We start from the raw sequence: 21,223 nt of genomic DNA, 5'->3' as shown, positions 1-21,223 counted from the left end.
TTGTGTATGGGGGGCATCACAATCATACCTATGTTTTTGGTAATTAAAGTACCGTTCCTACAAATATTCCTACAAATTCAGTTATTTATTTTGCATTTTGACGTCCTGCCTATCGAAAGTTTGCACAACATAGACATTTCTCTGCATAGGAGCCTTTTATAATACGCCCCGATATAAATTGAGGTTATTGTTATGAAGTTTAAGACAATGTCAGCTTGTGCAGTTTTGGTATTGCTTGTTGGTTGCCAACAAAACAGTCCCGAAGAGACGACAGAAATAACAGCCTCGGCAGACGTATGCAGTAGTCAGGGAAATATGCCAGGTGGGTGGAAAATGTTTAAGTCTACACCCGACGTTCAAAAGGCGATGGCTTTTGTACTGACAGAAATGGATTCAGCTTCATCGTTCAAACAAATTATAAATGTTCATGCACAAATCGTCAGCGGCGTGAATTACGCGATTGAATTTGAAATGGGTGATGGTGTGGTTTGGAACACGATCGTTTATCGCAACTTGGATGGTGACTACTCTATTACACAATCACCACACGAAGGGAAATTCTGCGAACAGTGATTTCAAACCTTGAAAGCCCCTAATCTGGGGCTTTTTAGGCATATAAGACCGCTAGGTTTTAATTTTTAAGTGCGGCTGTAACAATAAGCTCCACTTTGAGGTCTGGGCTGGCAAGTTTGGCTTCGCCACATGCTCGGGCAGGCGCATAACCTTCTTCAAACCACTGATCCCATACACCATTCATTTCATCAAAGTCTTTCATATCGGCTAACCACACAATGGTCTGAAGTACGTGCTTGCGGTCACTTCCCGCTTCGATAAGCAGGCTTTCGACTCTTTTCAGTGCTTCTTCGGTTTGCTCCGCAACGCTTGTGCCACGCACGCCAACTTGGCCGCATAGGTAAACCGTATCATTGTGAATCACTACTTTGCTCATACGCTGGTTAGTGTACTGTCTTTGAATCTCGCTCATTGTTCACTCCTTCACTCTTATACTTTTTCATAAATGATTTGTTTGCTGGCGTTAAGCTTGCGAGCTCACCCAGTTTTAACGGCTTTATTGGGTTTCGCAGACGGTAATATCCGACTTGTTCCATCGATTGCCCGATTTTATCGCTAATGATATGTGCCACGGTCGAGCCGCAATATCTGCCTTGGCATGGTCCCATTCCACAACGGGTAAAGGTTTTAATTTGATTGATACCATTTGCGCCATCGGCAGCATGCTGTCGAATTTGTCCAGCCGTGACTTCCTCACAGCGGCACACAATAGTTTTATCAGATGGTACCAGTGCTTGTTTAGGCGGCGTGTACAATGTGTCTAAAAACGGTCGCACGGCCAGTTCATGCTGGATTGATTTTTTAAGTGTTGCCGACTCACTGATCTGATGTTGGCTGTCTCCAATAGGTAGAGCGCTGAGCACATTCACAGCAACCAGCTCTCCTTGAAGTTCTGCCACCAGCGCACCGCCAATTCCACCGCTATCTCCAGCAATGTAAACACTTTGGCGAGAGCTCATATTGTTTTCATCCAGCGCAGGCTTCCAGCAAACTTGCAGCTTGTCCCAGTAATGATCTAAGCCCATCGCTCTGGTTAATTGCACGTTAGGAATCACACCAATATGCGCCAGTACCGTTTCCGTCTCTAACGAGATCGATTTTCCGCCACATTGAAAATTGAGGCGTTTCACACTGTCTGAACCCTCAGCCTCAATGTCAGTTACGCCCGTGTAACGCTTTATACCTGCTTTACGTAATTTGGCTAACAGACCAAGTCCTTTGATCAGGTATTTGCGCCCTTTCCAGGCATTTGAAGCATAACTGATGGCTTTTACATAGCTGTCCGATTGTTGGGTATCGACAATCGCCTTAGGTGGTGCACCAGCGTCAATCATTTGCGCAGCTAACAGATAAAGCAGTGGTCCGGTTCCAACCATCACTGCCTGTTTAGGTACCAAACCTGATGTTTTCATCATGATCTGACAAGCACCCGCCGTCATCACTCCGGGCAATGTCCAGCCAGAAAACGGAAAAGAGCGTTCAATTGCACCAGTCGCAATAATGATCTGCTTAGCCACAGTCTTTTGTGCTTTTCCGTGTTGACTCCAATACACCGTATTGTCGTCATCAATACGCCACAATGTTGCCTGGGCTATATGTTTGATCGGTGCCTTATTAAAGGCTTTGACTAGCGCAGATCCACGAAGGTAATCAGGACCAAAAACATCGCCGTTAGGATGGCCATTTTCTCGTACCGCTCGATAGATTTGACCGCCTGGACGTGGCTGTTCATCAATAACGGTGACGCTGGCACCTGCCTCAGCACAGCGTACCGCGGCTTTCATACCCGCCGGGCCAGCACCAATCACGCACACATCTACCACATTTTGTATTTCGACTTGCATGATTTCTCCTTTTAAGTTCTTTGGCGGCTAATCGTCATGCCGTCTTCAATCAAATTCATGCAGGCTTGCACATTCTGTTCACCGTTAACGACTACACGACATTCAAAACAGCTACCCATCATGCAGAACGGTGCGCGTGGTGAGCCTGATTGTGGCGTCTCGCGAGTGTGGTTCACATCAGCAGCTAAAAGTGCCACAGCTATCGTGTCCCCTTCGCAGGCAGAATATTCTTTGCCTTCCCAATAAAATCGAACTATTCGAGGTCGTGTACCGGAGTTTGAAATCCGTTGAAACTTAGAATCTGTCTTCACTGAACAACTCCAAATTTGGTGCATCAGCCGTCTGCTCTAGCCAATGAGGTAGTAAATACGAATGGACCGCGGCCAACGTAATGCCACTGTGGCAACTAATCAGGTAGGCCCCTGAATTGGTTTTAGATTGCTGATAAATAGGCAAACCGTCAGGCGAGATAATCCGGATGGCTCCCCAGCTACGGACCAGTTTGGTTTTCGCCAAGAATGGATACACAGCAATAGCACGCTCTGCAATGGCAGCCGTCATTTCGAGTGTGTCACTGTCATCAAAGCCCGCGTTCTCTTTAGAGTCGCCGATTTGAATGCCGCCCTCGTCGACCTGACGAATAATCCCTGAAGGTCGCTTCAAGGTTGGAGCAAGCTTCTCAGTGATCAGAACCTGACCTTTCTGTGGTGATATAGGCGCAATAAACCCGAGTTTAGGACCAAGTTTCGCAGTACCTAATCCTGCAGAAAGGATGACTTTATCGCCTATATACTGGGTACCATCTTCAAGCGTGACCTGAAATTTACCGCGACTGTCTTTGTTTACATCAGTTACGTTAACACCCGTGATCAAATTCGCACCGAGATCCTGTATCGCTTTGATGTATGCCTTGAGTAACTTTAACGGATTAACATGACCGTCTTCTTGGCCATAGATTGCCCCAATCACATCCGGACCGATATGCGGATCTTCTTTAAGTAGTTGCTCTCTGTTCCAAACCTCATAAGGATGGTCGGTACCTAACGCTTTTCTTAAAGCTTCATATTGTTTTGCTTTGGCCGCCATCTCTTTCTCACAAAAATGAAAGTCGTATCCGCCCTGTTGCTTTAGGTTGAGGTCTTCACCCGTCGCTTTTTCTAGCTCATCAGCCAACCCTCTCCACAAGTTAACAGAACGGCGAGTCCACGCTGCATAGTGCGGTGCATCTAACCCTTTACTGGAAAGCCACACCAAGCCAAAGTTTCCACGTGATGCCCGATGTGCGCTGTCTCCACCGTCCAAAACGGTAACTTTATGGCCAGCTTTTAGCAGCCCGTAAGCCACTGCGCAGCCCACAACACCGCCACCGACAACAATGTATTCCGGTTTCATAACATTCTCTTCAGACTGATAGTTTGGGGGCAGGTTTGCCCCCTTAAATTTGCGTTTCGCTTAGTTCAGCGCTTTGTCCAGGATTGGTTGGCTCCACTCAGAGCCCATATCATTAATGATTTGTGGCCAAACTGTCGCTCGTACTTTTTCAGCGGTTTTGCTTAGCTGTGCCGGTGTCATTTCAACAATGGTTGCACCCGCTTCAACAAGTCTTTGCTCATTCTCTTTCTGATCGATTTGAGCAGCATCCCAACGACGAGATTCAAATTTCTCGGACGCCGCTTTAAGAGCTTGCTGTTCGTTATCATCAAGGTCTGCAAGGCGCTCAGAATTAATCAATAAGTACCAAAGTTCAAAATGCGTATTCAAAGGAATGTACGTTTTCGTCACATCACGGAATGAAGCGTAATAACCTTCAGCACCAGAACCAATTACACCGTCTACTACGCCCGTTTGCACTGCCGTAAACGCTTCAGAAAATGGAAGGGGTGAACCTATATAACCCACATTATCTGCCAGTAGTTGGAAGCTCTTAACTGGTGGTACACGCAGCTTGATCCCTTTCGCTGCATCTGGATCGCCCGCGTCTATCGCGTCACGGTTTAACGAGATGCCCCCGAAGTAAACTGGGTAAGCGGCAAGCAAGGTAATATCTTGTTGTTCAAACAACTCTTCCATGGCTACACGAACAGGAGAACCGGAACCATAAATGTTCTTCGCTTCTTCCCAGTTATTAGCTAGAAACGGCAACACGCCAAGTTGCATTCTTCTGTCTGTTGATGTGGCTGCTGGCTGCAACGCCATGTCGACAGCACCTACAGAGATACGTTCCTGAACTAACGTGTAATCTCCCAAAGCGTTTGCAGCGTATATTCTCAGTTTTACATCACCGTCGGTTGCAGTTTCTAAATCGCTGCTTAGCTGCTTGATATCGTTATCGACAACCGTACCTTGTGGACGAACGTGACTGATTTTTAGCGTTGTTGCCTGAGATGGTATCGCTGCTAATGAAGCAGCAACTAACGACGCAATCACAGTGCATTTTTTCAGTACTTTTGATGGTGCAAACTTACTTGTTTTTGTCATGTTAATTTCCTTTTAATAACCAAACACATTAGGTAGGTACAGAGATAAATCAGACCAGAATGAAGTCAGTATCACGACTGGCAGATAACCTAGTAAAATCAATAGCATTGCAGGGCCGACAACCTCGGAAAACTTGACGTTACCGATACGAGCGCCTAGGTAAAGAATCGATGCGTACGGCGGAGTTACGCCCCCCATCGCGGTGTTCACGCCCATAATGGCCGCAAATTGAATCGGGCTGATGCCAATCGCCGTCATTAGTGGCAATAACAGTGGCGCGATAAGAATAATCGCGGTTAGATCGTTAACCACCATGCCGACTAAAAAGAGCAAAATATTGATGAATATAAGAAGCAGCGCTTTGTTGTCAGTGATGCCGAAGATAGCTTCTACCAGCTGCTGAGGAATATCTTCAACAACAAACATCTGGCTTAGGATCAGGCTGAATAGAATCATAAACATAATTGAACCCACTGCCGTCGCCGATTCTTTTCCAGATTCAAGCAGCGTTTTCCAACTCAACCCTTTGTAGATCATAAAACCAACGGGTACGGCATAGATAACCGCTACCGCTGCTGCCTCAGTCGGCGTCATAATACCGCCGTAAATGCCGCCTAAAATAATCACTGGCATCAACAGTGCAGGAATCGCATTAAAGGTTTTGCTTGAGGCCTGCTTAAAGATCTCTGACACGGTTGGTTTGTCGTCCAGAACCAACGGGAACTTACGTGCCATAAAAAGGTTAATCACAGCAAAGTTAAACGTCACCAGTAAGCCAGGGCCTAACGTTGCCAAGAAACACGCCAGAATAGATGTATCCGTCACCCAACCGTAAACAATCATTGTTACGCTAGGTGGGATCAAAAGTCCCAAGATAGATGAATTTGCAATCAGTGCCGTGGCGTACGCTCTTGGGTAGCCACGCTTTTCCATTTCAGGAATCAGCAAAGGCCCAATTGCAGCCACACCAGTTAAACCGCTGCCCGAGATTGCGCCAATGATTGCGCAGCTTACGGAGGCCACAATGCCCAAACCACCTCGAATATGGCCAACAAATACGTTAACGAAGCCGAGCAAACTAGCAGCTATTCCGCTCCTACTCATAATCGTGCCAGCTAACACAAACAGTGGTATTGCAAGCAGAACCGGATTCATTAATTGTCCTGCTCCCCACATCATATTTCCCTTCATCGACATATCGCCGACAAAGCTCATCACCATTAATGCCCCGCCAAAACAAAACGGTAATGGCACGCCAAATGTTAGCAATACGACTAAAACCGACACTGCTAATAGAGCTACTTCAACCATAATTTAAACCTTACTCACAGTGTAGGATGGAGACTGTTTAAGTTGACGAATCAACTTACCGATGTGTATTGCTATAAAGAGAGTGATAAAGATCAGTCCGATGAAAACAGAGATCTCATGATAGAAAGTTGGTATATAAAGCGTTGGACTCTCTTTCCAGACTCGCCATGCGTACTTTGCGTAATCCCACGCCCAATAGGTTAACCAAGCTGAAATGACAAAACTGATCGTCTCACTAATCAGGGCAAGGATGGTGTGTCCGCGCTCCGTCTTTATAAATATCTCCAATACATTTGCACGGATTTGCGTATCTTCCCTAGAAGCATTCACCGCACCAAGCATATAGAGCCAAACAGTGGGGATAACCATTGACTCCTCCAGGCCCATGATAGGAACCTCAAAGACGTATCGCGTGACCACCTGTATAAATTGCATCAATGCAACAGATGCAATCAGGCAAGTCAGTAGATATCTAAATTTTTGCTCCACAGCACATTTCCCTTTTGTTGTATTTGTAAATGTATCGTTAATTTAATGGTGACAATCAATAAAAACAAATTTAAAATTTCTCTAAAGTCATAAATTTTTCTTATAGGGACGCATGAGCAATATTTCGATCAAACAGTTAGAAACATTCCGTACCGTAATGCGCTCAGGATCGGTGACTGTGGCAGCAAAAACACTGTGCCGCACACAACCTGCGATCAGTGCCATGCTGGTGAGTCTTGAGAAGGAACTTGGGTTTGCTCTGTTTGAGCGACATAAAGGGAGATTGATACCAAACCCAGAGGCGTATTTTTTACTGGAAGAGACAGACGCGATACTAGAACGATTATCGCGCTCCACACAATTGATGGCGGAAGTAAAAAACCTCACCAGGGGTAAACTGCGTATCGCTTGCATGCCCGCAGCCGCACTCTTTTTTATGCCTCATTTGATTGCAGAGTTTGTTAAAGGCAGACCAGAGGTAGAGGTATCGATGATGATGAGAAGTTCAACAATGGTACAAGACTGGGTCGCCTCCCAGCAGTACGATATTGGCTATTCAGAACTACCAAAAGATCGCGACTCTTTTCACGTAGAACCGATTCACCTGGAAGGTGTCTGCGCGATCCATAAAGATCATCCTCTTGCACAAAAAGATACGATTATCCCTACCGATCTGGATAACTTCCCTCTCGCAGCCCTCTATGGTCGTCACTCAGTGAGCGAACATATTCGAATGCTGTTCGAGGAGCATGGTGCTACATACCATCCAAGGTTTGAGCTGCAAAACTACATTTCAGGACTCGAATTTGTTGAGCAGAAGCTGTGTGCCTGCATATGTGACCCAATTAGCGCCGCCAGTTACAAGCTATACAAGTCCGGCCATGGTGATATTGTGTTTCGACCGTTTGCACCTTCGGTGATATTTGACCACGCGATACTAACACCAGCTCATAAGCCAATGTCTCAACTCGCAAAAGTATTTGCAGAAAACATACGACTGGGTGTCGATAAGTTTGTATCGATGTAATGATTTGGGAGAAGTAACAAGGCAAATAGCAATTGAGCATAGATACTATTACTAAGCGTAAAGGAACTTTGTTTTTAAGGTCGCGTATGTCTGAGCTAGCGCGACCTTATTTATGTTTTTTGAATTTATTAAATGTAATCAGAGATCAATTGTTCTAATGACTTGGTTGGATGACCAATCAACGCGCTGAGCGTTTTACTATCGTCGTACAACGCGTCTTGAGATGCACCAGTATCAGAGTTAGCTAACACAGCGGCAAATGGTGCCGGAAGCCCTGCACCTTCTAATGCTTTTTCAAAATCCGCTTCTTCCATATTAATGTAAGGAATCGCCTTTCCTGACTTCTTGCTGATTAACGCGCTAAGTTCGCTCAAGATATAAGCTTCATCCCCGGACAGCTCATATACTTTACCACTTTGCTCAGCTTCACTGGTCAACACCGCTGCCGCTGCTTCGGCATAATCTTCGCGAGCCGCAGAGCTAATTTTTCCATCTTGAGCACACCCAATAAAGCCACCATTGGCCAGTGCTGGTGCAACGCTAGCTAAGTAGTTCTCTGTATACCAGCCATTGCGTAAAAGCACATGAGGGACTTCAGCTTGTTTTAAATACGCTTCTGTCACTACGTGTTCTTCAGCTAAAGCAAGTGGCGAAGTGTCAGCATGCAAAAGACTGGTGTATGCAAGTAGCTCTACGCCCGCTTTCTTCGCAGCATCAATAACATTTTTGTGTTGAGTAGCTCGCTGACCTACCTCGCTCGACGAGATCAATAGTAATTTGGCCACGCCGTCTAAAGCAGATTCTAAAGTCTCAGGTTTTGAGTAATCGGCCTGACGAACCTGGACGCCCAAAGATGTCAGTGATGCTGCTTTTTCTATGTTTCGAACTAGAGCGACTATTTGCTGAGGCTCAACTTTGTTCAATAAATGTTTGATGACCAATTGGCCCAATTGGCCAGTAGCGCCTGTAACTGCAATCATTGTACTTTCCTCGTCTGTTAATGAAGAGCTTGTTTATGTATAATCTGCCACACTAACTTACTTTTGGTAAGTACGTACTTTTTGGTAAGTATGAATTATTTTGACAATTCCAATAAAGGTTATCGAATATATGAGCGAAACTATGGGTAATTTGCTATCGGAAAAATTTAGCCGAGGAAATGTACTCGCGAAGGAATGCCCTTCTCGCAGTATATTGCAAGATGTGACCAGTCGTTGGGGCGTACTTGTCTTGTTTGCATTACTCGGTGGAACACATCGATTCAGTGAACTTAGAAAAAAAATCACAGGTGTCAGCGAAAAAATGCTTTCCCAAACCTTGCAAGCATTAGAGGCTGATGGATTTGTATTACGTACCGCGCATCCAGTCGTGCCGCCTCACGTGGAATATTGTCTGACAGACAAAGGAACGGAGGTCGCCCACAAAGTCGAACAATTGGTCGACTGGATTGAATCTAATCTGGGTGACATTTTGAACGCGCAACAACAATATGATGAGGCTAAAGCCAATAACTAGTGGTTTTACAATAGAACCGATAAGCTCACTCACAGCAAGGCTCCATTTCGTAAGCCTGGCAGGAGTACATTTCACGTATTAAAGCTCTAATCGGTTTCGCGGATCATGTTGATTAGCAAATGACTTAGTAGGTAACGCCTGTCGGTCGCGCTGATACGCGCTTGCAAGTATAAGTACATGGATTTGGTTTCCTGATGCTCACCAAGTGTTTTCCAGATTGAGTTTAGGTATGCAGAGGTAATATTTTGCACGATAGGCAAAGGCTGATTTGCAAATACCAAGGCAATAAGCTGCGCCAATTTCTCATTCACTTCTGCAAAGTTACTGTCTATACGTTGCAACTCCGCGTTAAGAATCGTATCAGCTCGAGTTAACAATGACGCAGCCAACGCGCGCTTCCCTTTGCGCTTACTCCTGCTTGAATTCATTATCCTATCGTCTTGATAACCATCGTCGCAGGCTTCTAACAATCCGCGTAATGATGCAAGAGTCGAAACAAGCGGACAGCGTAGCGGCTCAAGTTTTTGCTCGGTTTGCTTTAGCCAGAGGGCGACATCCATTACATAGCTAGGGTCTTGCGCGAGGTATTTATCACTCAGTTGTGGTAACAGCATTAGCCTTGCGATGATGGTTTCTTTCAGTACCGACTCCATACTCACTCCGGCATAAGCTTGCTTTTGGTTCGTCCATTTTCAATGCTCGTTGCCCACTCCAGACCCTCTTCACGTATAGTGATGTTTAAGCGAATCGCATTGAGTGGCGTCGCGCTTTCTTTGACTTCAGAACTGACCACGCTGGTCTTTAATGTGATTGGGATAGATTGAGATTTTAACGCGATAGCTGCTATGCGATGACGTAATTGCTTGCTCACTGATTCAAGCCTGTCAAAAGGAATCTCCTGCGTAGAGCTTGTCTTTTTGAGTGCTTTTTGAAATGCGTCATCAACCGCGCGCACCAGGCTTTCTTTGGTAATCCGAACGTCACCACTGCGTTGACGCTCGGCTATATTTTCCAGAGCGAGTTTGAGCTCTTTATCGAAGTTGTTTTGGAAGGTTTTAGTTCGGCTAAGTATGTCTTCGTCGTCTAGTGACTTGGTTAGCTGAGCCATCAGCGCTTGGTGTAAAACACGCGGGCTGTCGAGCTCTGCAACTTTCGCAGGGATCTGTTTGTCGATGGTTAACGGCATATCAATGGTTAGCTCCGGAACCCGCACTCGCGGGAGACTCATTCCTTCAAGCAGAGGATGATCCTTATAATATTCGGCAACCGCAGCCGTTTCCTCATCGGCAAGCCTGCGCGCATGGACCAGACTGATCATCAGCGCACCCAAGACTTCACTTAACTCAGACATACAACCTCCCTATTTGTTATCGAACTCGTCATAGACTGCTTTAAGCCTGTGACTCAACCTCTGTGATGGAGTTTTCAAGAATACCGAGCAACTTCTCTGTGCCTGCGGGCAATTCATCTTGAACGGCACGAACATTCACGGACATACTGTAAGTTCGTTCAATTTTTGATGAGCTAGATGTGGATTTCTTATAAGAGTAACTCGCACTAAGCTTGGCCGATACAGGCCCCCAACCCGCTTTTACTGATAGCTTGGTATTAAGGTCATGTGAAGAAGATGTCGTTGATTGCTGGACTGAATTAATTTTGGCGTTAAATGCAATCGTTGTTTCTTCCACGCGAATAAATGGAATAGGTAACATCGTTAAGATAGGGACGGTAAGATCGTACTTTTTAGGCTCTGTGCCTGTGACTTCACCCTGTTCGTTCTTGACTTCAATCGCCTTCATATAACTGAAGGTGATCATCGTTGGTTCATTACTCTCAGCTTCAAAGCCGACAGACTTGATAAAGTCTACGGATGTTTGTGCTGATTGAGCTTGCGCGCGAACCACTGCATTGAGTGGACCGCCGATCATAGATTCAAAATCTATGCTGGATAGTTCGTCGCCGATGGCCATAATTACGCTCCTTTTCAGGCGAAATATGAACCCGAATCTGACTACTTAATCGGGAAGATACGTGCTATGAAACACGTATAATATATAGTTCCAGATTATGCGTGACACAACCATTTGCATATATTTTATTAATATTTTTATCAAGCAGAATTCTAACTGGTTAATATTGCTTATACTTCTTGGCTGCACTAATTAACCATCACTGAATTCTCGCGTTAGCTAACGAAAAATTATGGAACGAGGTGTGGAGAATAGGTGCCTTGCTGCTTGTTGACTATGTTAGCAGCAAAGCACTTGTAGATTGGATTGATACAGTAATTAGTCAGCTAAAGCCATTTGAGACTTAACCGAAACAGTTGAACCAACACGAGACGGCTCCACATCAATGCGTTGCGCCATCTGTTCTTTAAGTTCCGAGACGTGAGAAATTACACCGATCATGCGGCCTGTTTGCTGGAGGTCGACTAAGGTCTGAATGGCAAGATCCAAAGATTCAGGATCCAGGCTACCGAAACCTTCGTCAATGAACAGTGTATCCAAGCGAATACCACCGCTGTATGACTGCACCACGTCAGACAAACCAAGCGCTAAAGCCAGTGCAGCCATGAAAGACTCTCCACCAGACAGCGTCGCAACGTCTCGCATTTTACCGGTGTAGCCATCTTCAACGACGAGATCAAGTCCTCGGCCTGCAGCGCCCTTAAACCCTTCTGTCTTACGTGCCAGAATGTATCTGCCCTTACTCATCAAACTTAATCGTTGCGAGGATTGGATTAAGACATCGTCTAAAAGAACACCGAGTACAAAACGATGTAAACTGATACGACTGCCTGTTTTACCACTCGCCACATCGTAAAGCGTACCAAAGACTTTGTACTCATCTTCTAGCTTGCTGTTCTTGTCATGCAAACTCGCTATATCACTGCGCACTTTTTCCATCCGTTCAAAAATTGACCTGACAGAATCAAGCTTGTTTCTCGATTCAACATAGTGTTGCTGTTGAATGTTTAAGTTGGCATTAATAGCTTCAATGTCGGGTTTTTCAATATCTTGTAATGCTAGTTTAAGATCACTAAGTGTTTGCTCAAGCTTGATTTGAGTTTGCTTAAATTGATCGATTTCTTGCTGCCACGATTGCAGATCTTGTTCTGTCGCTTTGCTTTGAAGATAATTTTCTTCATCCTCAAAACGGCTTTCGCCCAGCGCTTTTTGCCAGTTCGAATTTGCCTCGTTGAGTTTTAGCTCCGACTCCACTAACCACTGCTTGTTGGTGGTTAGCTGACTTTCAATATTCGACTTGGCTAACATCGCTTGTTGAAGCTGCGACTGTGCACTTTCCAGATTGTTATTAAGGCGCTGAATCTGCTCTTTGGTTTGAGTAATTTCCTGTTCTAAAACTTCTACCGAGCCATATTTCGGGTCTATGTTTGCCAACAGTTTACTGAGCTGATCTTGATTTGCCTTGATTGTTGATTCATTCGCCGCCATTTGATTTTGCAGTTCATTGATCTTTGTTTCGCCAACAACGCAGCGCTGGTTAAGCTGCTCGACGTTTTTCTCTAACTGAGCGATATCAATGGCTGTCAAACGCTGTAATTTTTCATGAGCGGATTGAAGTTCTGCCTGAATTTGTACCGCTTCAGTCGTAGCGTGTTCACCAAGCTCTTCTGAGAGATCATCCAGTTGCTTTTGATATTGTCGAGCAACAACATAGTGTTGCTCCAGTTGGTTACTAAGCTGGTTGTATGACGTTTGCGCAGCACGCTCTTGAGCACGAGCCGTTTGAACTTGCTCTTTTGTCACCTCTTCTTCACTAAATTGTGCAGGATGAGGATGCTCACAACTACCACAAACCGGACACGCTTCCCCTACTTGCAGCCTTTGGGCTAAAACTGCCGCTTGCGCGTTGTGCCATTTTAGTTCCAGGCGATCAGCTGACTGTTGTGCCGAGACATAGGCCTGTTTAGCTTGCTCAAGGTTTTGTTGCTTGCTGGAGGTCAAAGCATCATGCTTAGCAAGCTCTTGCCTCAAACCAGACAGTTTTTGAACATCTTGTAAAAGGCGTTGCTTTTGCTTAATTTCAGCGTCGACACTGACCACTAACGCGACATCAACACGGGCTTGATCAAGCGTTTTTTGCCCCTGCTGTGCTTCTTGCGTCAGTTTTTCTTTTAAAGCGATGTATTGCTGCAGTTTTGTTTCAAATTGCTGTTTCTCTTGTAACCCGTTGGCGATTTTTGCTTCCAAGCCCACTTTTTCAATCAGCTTTTCTTTCATTCCTTCGAGGTTAAACTGCAATTGCGTCAATTGAGGCACTTGTTCAACATTCTGCTTCGCGGTTTTGAGCTCAGCTTCTTTTCCTTCCGCCACGTTCGTTGCTTCAGTTAAGTTATGGCTAAGTGAACTAATCTTCTGGGTTAACTCTTGTGATTGCGTCTTAGCGTTCTGTACAGCAACATACTGTAACTCGATTTTGCTCGCGCTTTTCGCTTTCTCTAATCGTTGCTGACGCGCGTCTATTGCTTCTGAATTGTTTAAATGTAACTTCAGCGATGCCTCAGCTTGTTCACGGCGAGTAAACTCAGCAGACAATGCCTGCGCTTTTTGTAACTCGGACTTAATGGTGTTGAGCTTTTCCAGACAAGCTTGCTCACTCTTTTTCTCTTGTTCCAGTTGTTCTGAAACGGATTCTTTCTGCTGAATCAATTCCTCTTCTGAGCTCACTCCTGCAACCTGCAAAGCGCCGCGAATCTGGTTATCAAACTCATTCTTCGCTTTACTGATCGCGCTCGCTTTATCTTTGAGCGCATACTCAATTTTTTTATAAATGTCTGTCTGGAACAGCTGGCCGAAAATCTCTTCGCGCTCTTTAGAGCTTGCCAGAAGTAACTCGCGAAACTTCCCTTGAGGAAGTACCATCACTTGGCGAAACTGTGTTTCTGTTAAGCCAATAATATTGGTAATTTCGGTCTTAACTTGCGTGGTTTTGCTGGTAATGAGTTTTTCGCTATCACCCAGCTCATACAGAGAAGCCGTGTGCTTTTTCACGGTCATACCATCACCACGAGCCTTCGGCGCTTCTTGTTCCGGGGAACGAGTAACTCGGTATACCTTTCCGTGCAGTGAAAAATCCAGAGTAACTTCGGTTGGCAGATCGGCAGTGGCCAAATCACACCGCATCTGAATACCCTGACGTTCATTGCCTGTAGTTTCACCATAAAGCGCGAAACAAATCGCATCGAGAATCGACGTTTTACCTGACCCCGTTGGTCCATTAATTAAAAATAGCGGGTTATTACCAAGCTTCTCGAAATCGATGGTTTCCGTTTTTGCGAATGGACCAAAAGCTTGCATTGTGAGTTTGATAGGCTTCATTTGGGGTCCTTACAGCTGAGATAATTGCTTGATAATATCGTTGACGGCTCGCTCTTGTTCTTGCGACAACTGACTGTCCTGCGCTTCACTAAAGAAGTCGCGGAACATATCGATTTCACTGCGAGCAAGTTTGGCTTGTGCCATCTCCTGTTCAACCCCGATCAACATGCCAGGTTTCTCTAGGTGCAAAACATTTGGGTAGACCGCACGAAGTTTTTCCATCGGATTTAAAATGGCATGTTTATCCATCAGACGAACGAGTAAATAGTCCTCGCTTTTCGGGTCCGTTTTTCCTTTCTCGATGACCTGTTCTAAATCACCTTCAATAATTCGCATCTCATGCGGGGCGATCAGCTCAATATGCTCAGCAGACGCAAAACCACTCTCGTTGATTTCCACCAGCGTGAAACCTTTCTTTTGGTTCTGTTCACCAAAACTGTATTTCATCAAAGAGCCAGAGTAACGAATGTATTCTTCACCCTTCTTCTGCGGCTGATGTAAATGGCCAAGTGCGACATAGTCGAAATCCAGGAAGTGCTCATGGCTTACACGATCAGAACCACCAATAGAAAGCGGGCGTTCCGAGTCAGACTCAATCGCCCCATCTACGAAACAGTGGCTGATAAGCACTCTTCTTTGCTGCGGTTGAAACTGCTCCGTAATTTTTTCAACAAGCAGTTTGTGCGCTTCATCATGGGTCGAAACCGATTCTTTATAGGCAAACCTGACCTGCTCAGGATCGTTATAAGGCATGCCGTAAAGTGCCACCTCACCAGCCGCTTTGGTCGTAATCACAACAGGCAAAAGCATATCTTCAAAGTTACTGATGATATGCAAACCCGAGTTTTTCATCTGTTCAGAGCCAAACCCCAAACGCTCTGCACCATCGTGATTACCAGAAATCAAAATCATCGGTGTTTTCAGATCAGTACAAATTCGTTTTACCACACGATTCAAAAGTTCGATGGCAACCGTAGGCGGAACAGAGCGGTCATACACATCTCCCGCCACGACGACTGCGTCGACTGGGTTGTCTTCAATGTAGGAGATCAATTGTTCGAGAACCGCTTGCTGATCATCGAGTAATGAAACGTTGTGGAACTGTCGGCCTAGGTGCCAATCTGAGGTATGGATAAACTTCATTCGAATTCACTTTTTGCCATAACTTTCTAGTATGCCTATGGGGGCTTTCGGAACCTGAGCACAGGCTACTTTATTGTCCCGCTAGGATATCGTGACTTTGTAAGCTTTTCATGTAGTTTGTGCTATTAACGCGACAACTGGCTAACCATTGCCCCGAGCAAAAATAGTGGATGTAAAAAAGCCAGTCAGATTTTCTGACTGGCTTTTGTGAGTTGACAGTGGTTGTAACTTAGCTAGTTAAATTTTAACCAGCATCTTACCTTTGTTTTTGCCTTCGAATAGACCGATGAACGCTTCAGCAGCGTTTTCTAGCCCTTCGTATACGGTCTCTTCAGACTTCACTTTGCCTTCTTTGATCCACTGACCCATTTGCTCAACGAACTCACCAGCAAGATCCCAGTAATCCATTACGATGAAGCCTTGCATCGTCAGCTTCTTGGTGTTGATTTGCAGTAAGTTGCTTGGTCCCGGTTGAGGCTTGTCAGCATTGTAGTCTGCAATCATGCCACAGACCGGAATGCGACCGTATGGGTTGATAACTTCCAGCGCCGCTTCTAAATGCGCGCCACCTACGTTTTCAAAGTACACATCAATACCTTCTGGTGCAGCTTCGCGCAGTGCCTGCGTCAAGTCATCAACTTTTTTGTAGTTGATAACCGCATCTGCACCCATTGCTTTTACCATTTCAGCTTTATCATCTGAGCCTACTGAACCAATCACTTTACAGCCATGCAGTTTGGCAATCTGACAAACCACGCTACCTACCGCGCCTGATGCTGCGGAAACAAAAACAGTATCTGTCGGCTTAAGTTGAGCGACTTTAAACAGACCTACCCAACCCGTTAAACCAGGCATACCAATAACACCTAGGAAGTGTTGATCTGGTAAACCAACTGCTGGTAACAAGGTTAAATCGGTGCCGTCACTGATAAAAGTCGTACGCCAACCACTGATGTTGCTGACTTTTGAGCCTACTGGGAAGTTCTCATTTCTTGATTCGATAACTTCTCCGATTGCCCCGCCTTCCAAAACCTGGTCAATTTCAAATGGTGGAATGTATGACTCTCTCACGTACATACGACCGCGCATGTATGGGTCAACAGACATCCACGTATTTTTAATTAACACTTCGCCTTCTTGAATTGCTGGTAACTCTACTTCAACAGATTTGAAGTTTTCTTTTGTTGGCATACCTACTGGGCGTGATGCTAAATGGATTTGTTGGCTGATCATATTGCTCTCTCTTACTTTTGCTTCAATGTGCGTTTAACCGTTCGTAATAAACAGTTATCACCTCTTAGATAATCAGATTGATTGCCTCGCAATTTAGTTTGCGCGCAAACAATTTGCGAGTAAGTTAACTTGAGTTCGAGAGTAAAGCAACCACTTTGCTCAAAAATAATTTGTGCGCAATGGATTTTAAATGACGCAGAATTTGTTAATATTGTCGTCTTGCTCAAAATTGGACTCATCTATGGCCGAGAAATTATCAGATAACGTTTGTTTTGCTTTGTACACGGCGACCAACTCGTTGGTACGTGCTTTCCGTCCTTTGCTCGACGAATACGATCTTACCTACCCTCAGTACATTGTGATGCACTCACTTTGGTGTAAAAACAACGTGAGCTTGAAAGAACTTTCTCAGGATACTCATTTGGATTCAGGGACGTTGACACCTATTGTTAAACGATTGGAATCAAAGAGTTTATTAACCCGAAAAGTTTCTGAGTTAGATGAGCGTAAGAAAGTCATTTCACTGACACCCAAAGGCAGTCAGCTACAGGAAGATGCGCAAGAATTGACCGCAAAGCTAGAGTCGCGCTCAAGTATGACGGCAGAAAGTATTGAAGCGTTGAGAGTGCTGTGTCTCGAATTAGACACAAATTTGCGCAAGAGCGTCGACAAATAAAGGTTGATTACTGCCGTCACTGTCTATCTTAGACCGGTCACGGCAGATCATGCTAGTTTGCGAGATTAATCAAACAACTCAATCACTAATTGATTGTTTTTGATAACTAAATTAGGGCTTGCCGACTTTAGAAGAATGGACTGCACTTTATCACTTTCTAGCTTATAGACTGGTTGATTTGACAGTGCGTAGCCGATCATCGAAACAACGGGTTTAATAAGATTGCTAATTTCCGGTGTCAGTAAATTGCTTTTGTCTTCAAACTTCTCCAGACGAAGTGACTGCAGAAACACTTCACCTGTTTTTTGGTCGTATTTAGGAATCGCGCTAAATTCAAGGTCGAGATCTAGGCCTACCGTTCGTTGAGTTAAAAACTGTACATCCGCCGTTGTGTTAGCAAACACCGAAATACGGTCATTGTCTACTCGGCCAATTTTTACTTCTAGATCATCGACTGACACTTGTGCATACATGACATTTTCAACCCCAACGGATTGGTTAATTGTCGCTTTGTCTTGGAGATATTGATTCATATCTCGTTCAGTGATGCTGTAACTGGCACACCCGTTAAGCAGCAATGCCGCAGCGGATAAGGCAAAGATTTTTGCTTTTATTTTCGTCTTCAATGGTTAGCTCTTATTTATCCAATGTAATCCATTAAATTTTATACTCGGGCCTGAGATAGAAACAGTCTAAACAGGCTCAAGCCATTGGATTTCACCAAATCCTGACGATAACGTAACGTCGTTGCACGAAGAATCGACAACGTTAGTTTACCCTTCTCCTAGATTAAGCCAGGTTTATGCAATCTCGAAACGATAGCCCACACCATACACGGCCTTAATGCAGTCCAACTCAGAGTTAACGGCAAATATCTTTTTGCGTAAGTTCTTGATATGTGTATCAATCGTACGGTCCGTGACTATCCGCTCATCGTTATAGATTTTATTCATCAATTGCTCGCGGCTGAACACTTGCCCTTCATGCTGATGAAAATAAGAGAGCAACTTAAACTCCACCGATGTTAGCGTGATCAACTCACCATCTACCCACACTTTCATTTGGCTTTGATCAATAATCATTGGGGCAGCCTCGTCGTCGCCTTTTGGTGTATTGGTAGCGTTGTATCTTCGTAATACGTTGCGGACGCGTACCACCAGCTCGCGTGGGCTGTATGGTTTACACACATAATCATCGGCGCCGAGTTCCAAACCCAGTAATCGATCTATCTCTTCGACTTTCGCCGTCGCCATAATGGTTGGTATATCGCTGAAGGTTCTTAACTCTCGATAGATACTTAACCCGTTTCGATTCGGCAGCATCAGATCCAATAAAATCAATTCTGGGTCGTGTTTCTTAACCCATTCGATCACAAGATTGCCGTCACCGATAATATGGGTTTCGAATCCGTTATGAATTAGATAGTCGGAAACAACATTTGCCAATGAAGGTTCATCTTCAACAATTAGTATCATGGTTTTTCTTATTTATCCTAAAGACGTATAACTGGAAAACGGGCTCTATTCGATAGGTAAACGCACAGAAACTTTCAAGCCACCCAGTTTGGAATGTTCCAGTTTTAGGTCACCGTTATGAGCCTGAATAATGCTTTTACATATTGATAATCCAAGTCCCGAACCACCAAAAGCTCGACTACGCGATTGATCCACGCGATAAAGTCGATCACAAAGTTTTGGCAGTGCATCGTTTGGTACACCTGGTGAGCTATCTTCTATGGCAAGCAAAACTGAGCTTTGTTCCTGCCCTAAATAGATTTTTACCTGCCCTCCCGAGTCTGTATAGCGAAAGCTGTTTTCCAATAAGTTGTTCAGTACCTGACTCAGCTTTTGTCTGTCGGCTTGGATATTTAAGTTTGCATCAATAGCAAAATCTACATCCAGGCTCAGCGACTTTTTCTCAAAGCGATTTAAATGGCTTACCAAGACATTTTCGACGCCACTTTTCACGTTCACAGACTCCGTTTGCAAGCGAACCGTGATGTCTGCTTTTGCAGAAGCGCGTAAGTCTTCCACGAGCTGAGTGAGCGTAAGTACTTGTTGGTGGAGGGATTGAATATAGGCCGGTTCAGGACGACGAATGCCATCCTGAAGCGCCTCAAGCTCCCCTCTGAGCACTGCTAATGGTGTGCGCAACTCATGAGAAATATCCGACAGCCAGCGTTCTCGCATCTCTTCTTGAGTTTTCAGCGAGTCGACCAAGTGATTAAATGCTTGAGTTACATCGGCAATTTCATCATTGCTGTGGTATTCAATCTGATAGCTGAGGTTGCCATTTCGTACCGCATTAGCACCTTGATGAAGCGCGCGCAAAGGCGTCAAAAGATAACGCACAAACACAACAGCAAAAAGTAAACTGACGAAAATAGCAGCAACACTGATGATCATAAGGTTCGTGGTTTGAGACTTTAAGAATTGATCAGCTAAATGATTGTTGAAAGAATCACTTTGCAAGATCGAAATATAGCCGACTACTTTACCTTCAAAGAGAATTTCTACTTTGTGTAGATGCATCCCTTCTTTGACATCCAGGTTTGCATAATGACCAAATAACACTCTTTCATCAGCATCTAACAAATTTAACCTAGCGCTCAATGGTGCCATCATCGGGTCTTTAAAGGGCTTTGCATGCAACGATGGTTGGCGATCTCCCGGCGGAAGCATGTCGTCTCTCGGTGGCGGCATTTCACCAGACAACATCAGAAATTCCTCCCACCAATGGGGAGAATCTTCAAACCGCGACCAATCTTTTGATTGAGAATAATATTGGCTTGCGCGTTCCGCCATTAATCCCACTTTGGCTATTTCTTCCTGGTTCAAATACCGCTGAAATCCATCTTTAAAACTGGCGTTAATTTGTAGTGCCATGATCACGATAACCAGAGCACTACTTAGGAGTAACGCAGAAAACAGCTTTTGAAACAGAGAAATACGCACGGTAGACCTACGGGATGTGATGATAATACTTTTGTTCAATGGGTGAGTTACAACGCTTAATGCTCTTCCACAATAACCGATTCTATCTTAAGTCACCATTTCTGAGTGTGATATCACGTAACTCACCTTGCTGCTGTTAGCTTGTCAAACTAACGAAGCGACTTTTATCGAGGCTCTGGCGGCGTCGGTAATTCATCTTCCGTAAGCGAACCACTTCCATCAACATCAAGCTTGTCGAAGTCTTCAAGGAACGGACCTCGAAGCTCGTCCTTAGTCAAAACGCCATCACCGTTAGTATCAATATCACTAAACGATGGCGGCTCTGGACGGTCGCCATTCGGTGGAGGCGCTGGTCTATCGTCTGCGAATACGGACAATGAGCCGAAAGTCATCAATATTGTCGTTGCGACTAGTACAAATTTTTTCATGTTTTCTCTCCAGTTAGTCAGTTCATACTATTTATGCGTACGACTGCCCTATTAAACCGACGCTCAATGTATCGAGAAAATGTGAGTAGATTATGGAGTAATGCGAAATAAATGGGACAAGGGAGATTGGCTGCTTTGATTTGCAGAAACAGTGAAACGAAAAAGAGCGAACTCAAAGTTGAGCTCGCTTTAAAGTGGCTAAAATGA

General features: G+C 44.7%; 22 protein-coding genes. 4 read left to right on the top strand and 18 right to left on the bottom strand.

The annotated features are described in order from the left end of the window. The first annotated feature begins 192 nt into the window (after positions 1-192). A complete protein-coding gene (locus VEJY3_RS19555) occupies positions 193-573 on the top strand; it encodes a cystatin domain-containing protein (RefSeq protein ID WP_014234153.1) in 381 nt (126 codons plus the stop codon). 58 nt (positions 574-631) lie between these two features. Here the strand turns inward: VEJY3_RS19555 and VEJY3_RS19550 are convergent, their stop codons facing one another. From VEJY3_RS19550 to VEJY3_RS19520, 7 genes are read right to left on the bottom strand one after another with little or no spacing between them, the layout of a single operon-like run. Beyond that, positions 632-985 carry a RidA family protein gene (locus VEJY3_RS19550; protein WP_014234152.1) on the bottom strand — a complete coding sequence of 118 codons (354 nt, stop codon included), beginning with the start codon at positions 983-985 and terminating at the stop codon, positions 632-634. Then, the gene (locus VEJY3_RS19545; protein WP_014234151.1) at positions 957-2,417 is read right to left on the bottom strand and encodes an NAD(P)/FAD-dependent oxidoreductase; all 1,461 of its coding nucleotides are present in this window, start codon (positions 2,415-2,417) and stop codon (positions 957-959) included. Before VEJY3_RS19545 ends, VEJY3_RS19550 begins: the two co-directional genes overlap by 29 nt. A gap of 11 nt (positions 2,418-2,428) precedes the next feature. Further along, entirely contained in the window at positions 2,429-2,752 is a 324-nt protein-coding gene (locus tag VEJY3_RS26090) for a (2Fe-2S)-binding protein (protein ID WP_065303551.1), read from the bottom strand. After that, positions 2,712-3,809: an FAD-binding oxidoreductase gene (locus tag VEJY3_RS19535; protein WP_014234149.1), complete on the bottom strand. Its 1,098-nt coding sequence runs from the start codon at positions 3,807-3,809 to the stop codon at positions 2,712-2,714. Before VEJY3_RS19535 ends, VEJY3_RS26090 begins: the two co-directional genes overlap by 41 nt. A gap of 60 nt (positions 3,810-3,869) precedes the next feature. Further along, a complete protein-coding gene (gene dctP / locus VEJY3_RS19530; RefSeq protein WP_014234148.1) occupies positions 3,870-4,895 on the bottom strand; it encodes a TRAP transporter substrate-binding protein DctP in 1,026 nt (341 codons plus the stop codon). A 12-nt stretch (positions 4,896-4,907) separates the two neighbouring features. Next, positions 4,908-6,206, bottom strand: coding sequence for a TRAP transporter large permease (locus tag VEJY3_RS19525; RefSeq protein ID WP_014234147.1), 1,299 nt, complete (start codon positions 6,204-6,206; stop codon positions 4,908-4,910). A 3-nt stretch (positions 6,207-6,209) separates the two neighbouring features. Continuing rightward, a complete protein-coding gene (locus VEJY3_RS19520) occupies positions 6,210-6,641 on the bottom strand; it encodes a TRAP transporter small permease (RefSeq protein ID WP_258164893.1) in 432 nt (143 codons plus the stop codon). A gap of 166 nt (positions 6,642-6,807) precedes the next feature. On the opposite strand from VEJY3_RS19520, the gene VEJY3_RS19515 reads away from it, so the two are divergent. After that, positions 6,808-7,722, top strand: coding sequence for a LysR substrate-binding domain-containing protein (locus VEJY3_RS19515; RefSeq protein ID WP_014234145.1), 915 nt, complete (start codon positions 6,808-6,810; stop codon positions 7,720-7,722). A 128-nt stretch (positions 7,723-7,850) separates the two neighbouring features. Here VEJY3_RS19515 and VEJY3_RS19510 read toward each other — a convergent pair whose 3' ends face one another. Continuing rightward, positions 7,851-8,702, bottom strand: a complete 852-nt coding sequence (locus VEJY3_RS19510; protein WP_014234144.1) for an SDR family oxidoreductase — start codon at positions 8,700-8,702, stop codon at positions 7,851-7,853. Positions 8,703-8,832: 130 nt separating this feature from the next. Between VEJY3_RS19510 and VEJY3_RS19505 the strand changes: the two genes are divergently transcribed. Then, complete coding sequence (locus VEJY3_RS19505) at positions 8,833-9,237, top strand: helix-turn-helix domain-containing protein (protein WP_041170400.1); 405 nt, start codon at positions 8,833-8,835, stop codon at positions 9,235-9,237. A gap of 86 nt (positions 9,238-9,323) precedes the next feature. Here the strand turns inward: VEJY3_RS19505 and VEJY3_RS19500 are convergent, their stop codons facing one another. From VEJY3_RS19500 to VEJY3_RS19475, 6 genes are all read right to left on the bottom strand, one after another. After that, complete coding sequence (locus VEJY3_RS19500; protein WP_014234142.1) at positions 9,324-9,890, bottom strand: hypothetical protein; 567 nt, start codon at positions 9,888-9,890, stop codon at positions 9,324-9,326. Positions 9,891-9,892: 2 nt separating this feature from the next. Continuing rightward, positions 9,893-10,588: a hypothetical protein gene (locus tag VEJY3_RS19495; RefSeq protein WP_014234141.1), complete on the bottom strand. Its 696-nt coding sequence runs from the start codon at positions 10,586-10,588 to the stop codon at positions 9,893-9,895. Between the two features lie 40 nt (positions 10,589-10,628). Continuing rightward, positions 10,629-11,207 (bottom strand): DUF2589 domain-containing protein, encoded by a 579-nt coding sequence (locus VEJY3_RS19490; RefSeq protein ID WP_014234140.1) that lies wholly within the window; start codon positions 11,205-11,207, stop codon positions 10,629-10,631. Between the two features lie 318 nt (positions 11,208-11,525). Then, positions 11,526-14,582, bottom strand: a complete 3,057-nt coding sequence (locus VEJY3_RS19485; protein WP_014234139.1) for an AAA family ATPase — start codon at positions 14,580-14,582, stop codon at positions 11,526-11,528. A 9-nt stretch (positions 14,583-14,591) separates the two neighbouring features. Continuing rightward, positions 14,592-15,725, bottom strand: a complete 1,134-nt coding sequence (locus VEJY3_RS19480; RefSeq protein ID WP_014234138.1) for an exonuclease SbcCD subunit D — start codon at positions 15,723-15,725, stop codon at positions 14,592-14,594. A gap of 237 nt (positions 15,726-15,962) precedes the next feature. After that, positions 15,963-16,958 (bottom strand): NADP-dependent oxidoreductase, encoded by a 996-nt coding sequence (locus VEJY3_RS19475; protein WP_014234137.1) that lies wholly within the window; start codon positions 16,956-16,958, stop codon positions 15,963-15,965. A 241-nt stretch (positions 16,959-17,199) separates the two neighbouring features. Between VEJY3_RS19475 and VEJY3_RS19470 the strand changes: the two genes are divergently transcribed. Beyond that, positions 17,200-17,634: a MarR family winged helix-turn-helix transcriptional regulator gene (locus VEJY3_RS19470; protein ID WP_014234136.1), complete on the top strand. Its 435-nt coding sequence runs from the start codon at positions 17,200-17,202 to the stop codon at positions 17,632-17,634. Between the two features lie 65 nt (positions 17,635-17,699). On the opposite strand, the gene VEJY3_RS19465 is transcribed toward VEJY3_RS19470, so the two are convergent. From VEJY3_RS19465 to VEJY3_RS19450, 4 genes are all read right to left on the bottom strand, one after another. After that, positions 17,700-18,260: a DUF1439 domain-containing protein gene (locus VEJY3_RS19465; protein WP_014234135.1), complete on the bottom strand. Its 561-nt coding sequence runs from the start codon at positions 18,258-18,260 to the stop codon at positions 17,700-17,702. 174 nt (positions 18,261-18,434) lie between these two features. Next, positions 18,435-19,109 carry a response regulator gene (locus VEJY3_RS19460; protein ID WP_014234134.1) on the bottom strand — a complete coding sequence of 225 codons (675 nt, stop codon included), beginning with the start codon at positions 19,107-19,109 and terminating at the stop codon, positions 18,435-18,437. Between the two features lie 45 nt (positions 19,110-19,154). Further along, complete coding sequence (locus VEJY3_RS19455; RefSeq protein ID WP_014234133.1) at positions 19,155-20,588, bottom strand: ATP-binding protein; 1,434 nt, start codon at positions 20,586-20,588, stop codon at positions 19,155-19,157. 164 nt (positions 20,589-20,752) lie between these two features. Further along, positions 20,753-21,016, bottom strand: a complete 264-nt coding sequence (locus VEJY3_RS19450) for a hypothetical protein (RefSeq protein WP_014234132.1) — start codon at positions 21,014-21,016, stop codon at positions 20,753-20,755. Positions 21,017-21,223 lie beyond the last annotated feature (207 nt).

It is taken from the genome of Vibrio sp. EJY3 (assembly GCF_000241385.1).
GTDB lineage: Bacteria > Pseudomonadota > Gammaproteobacteria > Enterobacterales > Vibrionaceae > Vibrio > Vibrio natriegens.
This window is presented reverse-complemented; position numbering and strand designations above follow the sequence as displayed.

What these genes read in the sequence shown, in the direction of transcription:
- VEJY3_RS19545 (WP_014234151.1), bottom strand. Translation starts at nt 2,417, where the DNA reads ATGCAAGTCGAAATACAAAATGTGGTAGATGTGTGCGTGATTGGTGCT.
- VEJY3_RS19515 (WP_014234145.1), top strand. Translation starts at nt 6,808, where the DNA reads ATGAGCAATATTTCGATCAAACAGTTAGAAACATTCCGTACCGTAATG.
- dctP (WP_014234148.1), bottom strand. Translation starts at nt 4,895, where the DNA reads ATGACAAAAACAAGTAAGTTTGCACCATCAAAAGTACTGAAAAAATGC.
- VEJY3_RS19450 (WP_014234132.1), bottom strand. Translation starts at nt 21,016, where the DNA reads ATGAAAAAATTTGTACTAGTCGCAACGACAATATTGATGACTTTCGGC.
- VEJY3_RS19555 (WP_014234153.1), top strand. Translation starts at nt 193, where the DNA reads ATGAAGTTTAAGACAATGTCAGCTTGTGCAGTTTTGGTATTGCTTGTT.
- VEJY3_RS19490 (WP_014234140.1), bottom strand. Translation starts at nt 11,207, where the DNA reads ATGGCCATCGGCGACGAACTATCCAGCATAGATTTTGAATCTATGATC.
- VEJY3_RS19520 (WP_258164893.1), bottom strand. Translation starts at nt 6,641, where the DNA reads ATGCAATTTATACAGGTGGTCACGCGATACGTCTTTGAGGTTCCTATC.
- VEJY3_RS19480 (WP_014234138.1), bottom strand. Translation starts at nt 15,725, where the DNA reads ATGAAGTTTATCCATACCTCAGATTGGCACCTAGGCCGACAGTTCCAC.
- VEJY3_RS19510 (WP_014234144.1), bottom strand. Translation starts at nt 8,702, where the DNA reads ATGATTGCAGTTACAGGCGCTACTGGCCAATTGGGCCAATTGGTCATC.
- VEJY3_RS19460 (WP_014234134.1), bottom strand. Translation starts at nt 19,109, where the DNA reads ATGATACTAATTGTTGAAGATGAACCTTCATTGGCAAATGTTGTTTCC.
- VEJY3_RS19535 (WP_014234149.1), bottom strand. Translation starts at nt 3,809, where the DNA reads ATGAAACCGGAATACATTGTTGTCGGTGGCGGTGTTGTGGGCTGCGCA.
- VEJY3_RS19505 (WP_041170400.1), top strand. Translation starts at nt 8,833, where the DNA reads ATGAGCGAAACTATGGGTAATTTGCTATCGGAAAAATTTAGCCGAGGA.
- VEJY3_RS19550 (WP_014234152.1), bottom strand. Translation starts at nt 985, where the DNA reads ATGAGCGAGATTCAAAGACAGTACACTAACCAGCGTATGAGCAAAGTA.
- VEJY3_RS26090 (WP_065303551.1), bottom strand. Translation starts at nt 2,752, where the DNA reads ATGCACCAAATTTGGAGTTGTTCAGTGAAGACAGATTCTAAGTTTCAA.
- VEJY3_RS19500 (WP_014234142.1), bottom strand. Translation starts at nt 9,890, where the DNA reads ATGGAGTCGGTACTGAAAGAAACCATCATCGCAAGGCTAATGCTGTTA.
- VEJY3_RS19485 (WP_014234139.1), bottom strand. Translation starts at nt 14,582, where the DNA reads ATGAAGCCTATCAAACTCACAATGCAAGCTTTTGGTCCATTCGCAAAA.
- VEJY3_RS19470 (WP_014234136.1), top strand. Translation starts at nt 17,200, where the DNA reads ATGGCCGAGAAATTATCAGATAACGTTTGTTTTGCTTTGTACACGGCG.
- VEJY3_RS19525 (WP_014234147.1), bottom strand. Translation starts at nt 6,206, where the DNA reads ATGGTTGAAGTAGCTCTATTAGCAGTGTCGGTTTTAGTCGTATTGCTA.
- VEJY3_RS19495 (WP_014234141.1), bottom strand. Translation starts at nt 10,588, where the DNA reads ATGTCTGAGTTAAGTGAAGTCTTGGGTGCGCTGATGATCAGTCTGGTC.
- VEJY3_RS19475 (WP_014234137.1), bottom strand. Translation starts at nt 16,958, where the DNA reads ATGATCAGCCAACAAATCCATTTAGCATCACGCCCAGTAGGTATGCCA.